Below are 6,579 nucleotides of genomic sequence, written 5' to 3'. Positions count from 1 at the left end.
TGGAATTTCCCTGGACGGAATGCCGGCAGGCCGGCGCTTTTCATTTGTTGCGGCGGTCTCGTATCACGGTGGGGCGAAATGGTCATCCCCATGGTCGTCACTTGATGCGAGGCCTTTCAATGCATGGTTTTGTGACGCCGGCTTTTCGCTTTGACAGCGCTGCAAACTGTGGTTAAGGGGACCACTCTTTTATTGACGAGGCTTGCCGTGGCAAAAACCGAACTTGGCACAAAACGTATCGACCCGGAGACGGGCCGAAAATTCTACGACCTGAACAAGGACCCGATCGTCTCGCCCTACACCGGCAAGACCTATCCGCGTTCCTATTTCGAGGAAGGCAAGATTGCCGCTCTCGAGGAGGAAGAGGAAGTGGCCGAGAAGGAAGTGGACGCCGAGGAAGAAGAAGGCGTTGAGGTCGTCTCGCTCGAAGAGGCTGATGAGGACGTCAAGGGCGACGACCTGCCGGATCTTGGCGACGATGAGGACGACGTCGATCTCGGCGACGACGAAGATGACACTTTCCTTGCCGACGAAGAGGAAGAAGACGACGACGTCGCCGACATGATCGGCGTCGGAGACGACGACGACGAGGTCTGATCGGCCTTGAAAGCGGGCGTTTGCGGGCTTTCGTGGCCTGTGAAGAAAAAGCGGCTATCGAAGGCTTGATATCTGAGAAGGGCGGGGTTAGAAGCCGCCTGCACTAACGGCGTGGTCTCCAACCCGCGCCGGATCTCTTCGCCGGAAACGGCGCCGGTTGACTGCCGGAAGTGGGGCCATAGCTCAGTTGGGAGAGCGCTTGAATGGCATTCAAGAGGTCGTCGGTTCGATCCCGATTGGCTCCACCAAACAGTTCCTCTGCAATTCGCAGCCGATGAATGTGCCGCACTGCGGCCGTTGCGCTTGGTGGCCAGTTCAGGCAACGCCGCTGAAAGCGCCTCCATCAACGGAACGAACGAGCCATTTCTTGAGAGCGATGGCTCGCCGGACAAAGTCCTCACTGTTCATGGAGCGCTTAGAGACTGAAAGGCAGCCCGATCACCACTCGGCGAAGGAGCCGTCCTTGTGGCGCCAGACCGGATTGCGCCAGCGATGGCCTTCCTTGGCGCGTTCCTTGACATAGTCCTCGTCGATCTCGACACCCAGTCCCGGTCCGTCGGGAATGGCGACATAACCATCCTCGTAGCGGAAGACATCCTTGTTGGCGGCATAGTCGAGCAGGTCGTTGGCGGCATTGTAGTGGATGCCGAGGCTCTGCTCCTGGATGAAGCAGTTGTAGCTGACCGCGTCGAGCTGCAGGCACGCAGCAAGCGCGATCGGCCCGAGCGGGCAGTGCGGCGCCACGGCCACATCATAGGCTTCCGCCATCGCCGCGATCTTGCGGCATTCGGTGATGCCGCCGGCATGCGACAGGTCTGGCTGGATGATATCGACGACACCTTCCTCGAACACCGACTTGAAGTCCCAGCGGCTGTAGAGCCGCTCACCGAGCGCAATCGGCGTCGAGCCAAGCGCGGCGATCTCCTTCAGCGCCTCGCGGTTTTCGCTGAGCACCGGCTCCTCGATGAACATCAGCCTGTAGGGCTCCAGCTCCTTGACCAGGGCGCGCGCCATCGGCCGGTGCACGCGGCCGTGAAAATCGACGGCGATGCCGATGTTGGGCCCCACGGCCTCGCGCACCATGGCGACGCGTTCGACAGCGGCATCGATCTTGTCGTGGCTGTCGACGATCTGCAACTCCTCGGTACCGTTCATCTTCAACGCCAGGAAACCGCGCGCAACCATTTCCCGGGCACCCGCCGCGACTTCCGCCGGCCGGTCCCCGCCGATCCAGGAATAGACCTTGATCGTGTCGCGCAGCTTGCCGCCGAGCAATTCATGCACAGGCACGCCGAGCGCCTTGCCCTTGATATCCCACAGTGCCTGGTCGATGCCCGCAATGGCGCTCATCAGGATCGGCCCGCCACGGTAGAAGCCGCCGCGGTGCATCACCGTCCAGTGGTCCTCGATCAGGCGGGGATCCTTGCCGATGAGGTAATCGCCAAGCTCCTTGACCGCTGCCTCGACGGTCAGTGCCCGGCCCTCGACGACCGGCTCGCCCCAGCCGGTGACGCCGGCATCGGTCTCGATTTTCAGGAACAGCCAGCGCGGCGGAACGATGTAGGTGGTGAGCGAGATGATTTTCATGCGCAGTCTCAGTTGCTCTTGAGTTTCTTGGCGCTGCCGAGGTCGCGCGCCGCGAGGTCGAGGATCTTGTTTGCCGCCCCGCGTGCCGCCTCGGCATTGCGCATGCGCAGCGCCTCGACCACCTCGCGGTGCGCCGCCACGGCCTCCATGCGCCGGTCGAGCGAAATCACCGCCGTCGCCTCGAGCGAGAATTTCAGCCCGGTGTCGATGAGATTACCGATCTGGCGAAAGATCGGGTTGTGGCTCGCGGCATAGACGATCTGGTGGAAAGCGATGTCGCTGCGCGAGAAGGCGGCGAGGTCCTCGCCAGCGCCGGCCATGCCTCGCCATGCCGCTTCGAGATCGGCGATTTCCTGCAGCGTCGCGCGGGTGGCGGCGAGTTCTGCGACCAGCGGTTCGATGGCGCGGCGCGTTTCGAGGATGGCGTCGAAGAGCTTGTCGTCCAGCGCGTGCGGCGCGTGCCAGGCGAGCACCTGCGGGTCGATGATGTTCCAGTCGTCCTCGTTGCAGACGATCGTGCCGATGCGTGGCCGCGACAGCACCAGCCCTTTGGCGGCCAGCACCTTCAGGGCTTCGCGGATCACGGTGCGGCTGACGCCATACTCGACGCCGAGCTCGTTTTCGGTCGGCAAGGAGGAGCCGGCCGGATAGCGCCCGGAGAAGATGTCAGAGGCTATCGCCTTGGTCACATCCGGCATCACGCGCGGGCGGCGAGTGGTCGTATCTCCCGGGGCTTTTTTCAGAATCTCGGTCACCTCAGCCCTCCTCCAAGGCGGCGAACCGCTGGTTTCGCACAGCCGGTCCGCCCTTAACGGATGCGGATCAATTGCGCCAGCGATCGCTGGTCAGAGCATGTACATTAATTATCATACCAGATCAATTGACGAGTATGATAAAAGCGATTAGAGACTCCGGCATCCGGGCTGAGCGCCCGGTCTATCGCTGGGAGGTAATCATGCGACTTTTGAAGACCGCGCTCGTCGCGGGCGCGCTTGCCGTGCTGTCCGTCACGACCATCGCTGCATATGCTCAGGACACCAAGATCGGTTTCATCGTCAAACAGCCCGAGGAGCCGTGGTTCCAGGACGAATGGAAGTTCGCCGACCAGGCCGCCAAGGAGAAGGGCTTTACCCTGGTCAAGATCGGCGCCGAGGACGGTGAGAAGCTGATGTCGGCCATCGACAATCTCGGCGCCCAGGGCGCCCAGGGCTTCATCGTCTGCACACCGGACGTGAAGCTTGGCCCCGGCATCGTCGCCAAGGCCGCCGCCAACAATCTCAAGCTGATGACTGTCGACGACCGTCTGGTCGGCGCCGACGGCAAGGCGCTGGAAGACGTGCCGCATATGGGCATTTCGGCCACCAAGATCGGCGAAGCCGTCGGCCAGGCGATCGTCGACGAAATGAAGGCACGCGGCTGGAAGGCCGACGAGGTCGGCGCCATCCGCGTCTCCTACGACCAACTGCCGACCGCGGTCGACCGCGTCGAAGGTGCCATCTCGGTGCTGAAGGCAAACGGCTTCAAGGCCGAGAACATCTTCGACGCGCCACAGGCCAAGACCGACACCGAAGCCGCCCTCAACGCCGCAACGGTCGTGCTCAACGCCCATGCCGACATCAAGAAATGGGTCTCCTTCGGCCTCAACGATGAGGCGGTGCTCGGCGCAGTGCGTGCTTCCGAAAGCGTCGGCATCCCCGCTGACAGCGTGATCGGCGTTGGCATTGGCGGCGCGGATTCCGCAATCAACGAGTTCAAGAAGCCGACCGCCACTGGCTTCGTCGGCACCGTGATCATCTCGCCGAAGCGTCATGGCTACGAGACGGCGCTCAACATGTATGACTGGGTTGCCAACAACAAGGAACCGGAGAAGCTGATCCTGACTTCCGGTGCACTCGCCAAGCGTGACGACTACCAGAAGGTCCGCCAGGGCCTCGGCATCGAATAATCCTCCCTGTACAAACAGGCGGCGGCTCATCCCGCCGCCTGTTTGTCATGGCTCAAAAGGATCGGCTCGTGTCCTTTCTCGACTTCTCGCACATCACCAAGACCTATCCGGGCGTCAAGGCGCTGTCGGACGTCTCGTTCGGCGTCGACAAAGGCGCCGTGCATGGCCTGATGGGCGAGAACGGCGCCGGCAAATCCACCCTGATCAAGATCCTCTCCGGCGACCAGCATGCCGATCAGGGCGAGATCCGCATTGACGGCAGGGTTCAAGCCTATACCTCGACCCGGGATGCCTTCGACAATGGCGTCATTGTCATTCATCAGGAACTGCAACTCGTTCCTGAACTCACCGTTGCCGAAAACCTCAGCCTCGGTCGTTTCCCCGCCAACGCCGGCATCATCGCCGGTCGCCGGATGCTGGACGACGTCGGCGCCAAGCTGAAATCGGCCGGTATCGACATCGACATGCGCCGCAAGGTCAAGACGCTGTCGATCGGCGAACGCCAGATGGTCGAGATCGCCAAGGCGGTCATGCTCGACGCACGCGTTATCGCGCTGGACGAACCGACCTCGTCGCTGTCCTCGCGCGAAAGCGAAATCCTGTTTGCCCTGATCAATCGCCTGCGCAGCGAGGGCAAGGTCATCATCTACGTCTCGCACAGGCTCGACGAGGTGTTCCGGCTCTGCGACAGCCTGACCGTGCTGCGCGACGGCAAGCTCGCGGCGCACCACGCGTCGCTGAAAGGCGTCACCCGCGATCAGGTCGTCGCCGAGATGGTCGGCCGCGAGATTTCGGATATCTGGGGTTTTCGCGCACGAAAAACAGGCGATGTCCGCCTGAAGGTCGACGCTCTCAGCGGCCCCAAACTGCAGACACCGGCCAGTTTCGAGGCAAGGGCAGGCGAGATCGTCGGCTTCTTCGGCCTGATCGGCGCCGGGCGCTCGGAGCTGATGCGGTTGGTCTATGGCGCCGATCCGCGCTCGGGCGGCACCATCACCGTCGACGGCAAGCTGGTTCGCGCCACCGATCCGCGTGGCACGATCCGGGCCGGCATCGTGCTGTGCTCGGAGGATCGCAAGCATGACGGCATCATCCAGGGGCGCTCGGTCGAGGAGAACATCAACATCTCGTCGCGGCGCCATCACACACGCTTCGGCGTGCTCAACCGCGCCAGCGAGATCGCCACGGCCGAGACCTTTATCAAGAAGCTGAAGGTGCGCACGCCGTCGCGCAAGCAGGACATCATCAACCTCTCCGGCGGCAACCAGCAGAAGGTCATCCTCGGCCGCTGGCTGTCCGAACAGGGCGTGCGGGTTCTCATTGTCGACGAACCGACGCGCGGCATCGATGTCGGTGCCAAATCCGAGATCTATGAGCTACTGTACCAGCTTGCCGAGGATGGCATGGCGATCGTCGTCGTCTCTTCCGAACTGCCGGAGGTGATGGGCATCTGCGACCGCATCCTGGTGATGTGCGGCGGCCGCGTCAGCGCCGAGCTCACCCGCGACCAGTTCGCCGAAAGGGCGATCCTGGCTGCCGCTCTCCCCGATCAGAAAACCCCCGACGCGATCGCATCCTGAGGACTTTTGGCATGACCGACCAGTTGAAAAAAATCCTGCTCGGCGAACAGGGGCTCGTCGTCATCTTTGTCGTCGCCTTCGCGTTGGTGTCGGCTCTGGTGCCGAACTTCCTTACGGACCGCAACATGCTCGGCCTGCTGCAGTCGGTGGTCACCGTCGGCATCGTCGCCTGCACCATGATGTTCTGCCTCGCCACGCGCGACTTCGACTTGTCGGTCGGTTCGATCGTCGCCTTTGCCGGCATGGTCGCTGTGATGGCCTCGAATTACACCGGCTCGATCCTGCTTGGCCTGCTGGCGGCAATCGCCTGCGGCGCTTTCGTCGGCTTCATCAACGGCGTTGTCATCGCCAAATTTCGCATCAACGCGCTGATCACGACGCTGGCCACCATGCAGATCGTGCGCGGCTTTGCGCTGATCGCGTCCGACGGCCGCGCCGTCGGCATCAACAGCCCGGATTTCTATCAGCTGGCGCTCTCGAAACTGCTCGGCATACCGACGCCGGTCTGGGTGCTTGCCATCCTGTTTTGCATCTTCGGCTTCGTCCTCAACCGGACCGTTTTCGGCAAGAACACGCTGGCCATCGGCGGCAATCCGGAGGCCTCGCGGCTTGCCGGCGTCAATGTCGACCGGACGCGCATCTGGATTTTTGCGCTGCAAGGCGTCGTCTGTGGTATCGCCGGCATCCTGCTGGCGTCGCGCATCACCTCGGGCCAGCCCAACGCGGCGGTCGGGCTCGAGCTTTCGGTTATCTCGGCCTGCGTGCTCGGCGGAGTCTCGCTTGCCGGCGGCCGCGCCACCATGTCGGGCGTCATCGTCGGCGTGCTGATTATGGGCATCGCCGAGAACGCCATGAACCTGCTCAACATCC

6 protein-coding genes and 1 tRNA gene are annotated in these 6,579 nt (G+C 62.7%); 5 read left to right on the top strand and 2 right to left on the bottom strand.

Translation table 11 applies throughout. The features are described from left to right. Window positions 1-207 precede the first annotated feature (207 nt). Together EN984_RS17790 and EN984_RS17785 are read left to right on the top strand one after the other, a co-directional pair. Window positions 208-597 carry a TIGR02300 family protein gene (locus EN984_RS17790; protein ID WP_013528180.1) on the top strand — a complete coding sequence of 130 codons (390 nt, stop codon included), beginning with the start codon at window positions 208-210 and terminating at the stop codon, window positions 595-597. A 172-nt stretch (window positions 598-769) separates the two neighbouring features. Beyond that, a tRNA-Ala gene (locus EN984_RS17785) sits at window positions 770-845 on the top strand. 190 nt (window positions 846-1,035) lie between these two features. Here EN984_RS17785 and dgoD read toward each other — a convergent pair. Beyond that, window positions 1,036-2,184 (bottom strand): galactonate dehydratase, encoded by a 1,149-nt coding sequence (gene dgoD, locus EN984_RS17780; RefSeq protein ID WP_127267760.1) that lies wholly within the window; start codon window positions 2,182-2,184, stop codon window positions 1,036-1,038. An 8-nt stretch (window positions 2,185-2,192) separates the two neighbouring features. Beyond that, window positions 2,193-2,939, bottom strand: coding sequence for a FadR/GntR family transcriptional regulator (locus tag EN984_RS17775; protein ID WP_127267761.1), 747 nt, complete (start codon window positions 2,937-2,939; stop codon window positions 2,193-2,195). Between the two features lie 200 nt (window positions 2,940-3,139). On the opposite strand from EN984_RS17775, the gene EN984_RS17770 reads away from it, so the two are divergent. The 3 genes from EN984_RS17770 to araH all read left to right on the top strand — a co-directional run. After that, the gene (locus tag EN984_RS17770; protein ID WP_027039820.1) at window positions 3,140-4,129 is read left to right on the top strand and encodes an arabinose ABC transporter substrate-binding protein; all 990 of its coding nucleotides are present in this window, start codon (window positions 3,140-3,142) and stop codon (window positions 4,127-4,129) included. Window positions 4,130-4,197: 68 nt separating this feature from the next. Continuing rightward, window positions 4,198-5,709, top strand: a complete 1,512-nt coding sequence (araG, locus tag EN984_RS17765) for an L-arabinose ABC transporter ATP-binding protein AraG (RefSeq protein ID WP_127267762.1) — start codon at window positions 4,198-4,200, stop codon at window positions 5,707-5,709. A gap of 11 nt (window positions 5,710-5,720) precedes the next feature. Next, the coding region (araH, locus tag EN984_RS17760) for an L-arabinose ABC transporter permease AraH (RefSeq protein WP_127383856.1) at window positions 5,721-6,579 on the top strand (859 nt) is incomplete at its 3' end.

It is taken from the genome of Mesorhizobium sp. M7A.F.Ca.CA.004.12.1.1 (assembly GCF_003997835.1).
Classification (GTDB): Bacteria; Pseudomonadota; Alphaproteobacteria; order Rhizobiales; family Rhizobiaceae; genus Mesorhizobium.
The sequence above is the reverse complement of the archived record's forward strand: the minus strand, read 5'-3'. Positions and strand labels throughout refer to the sequence as shown.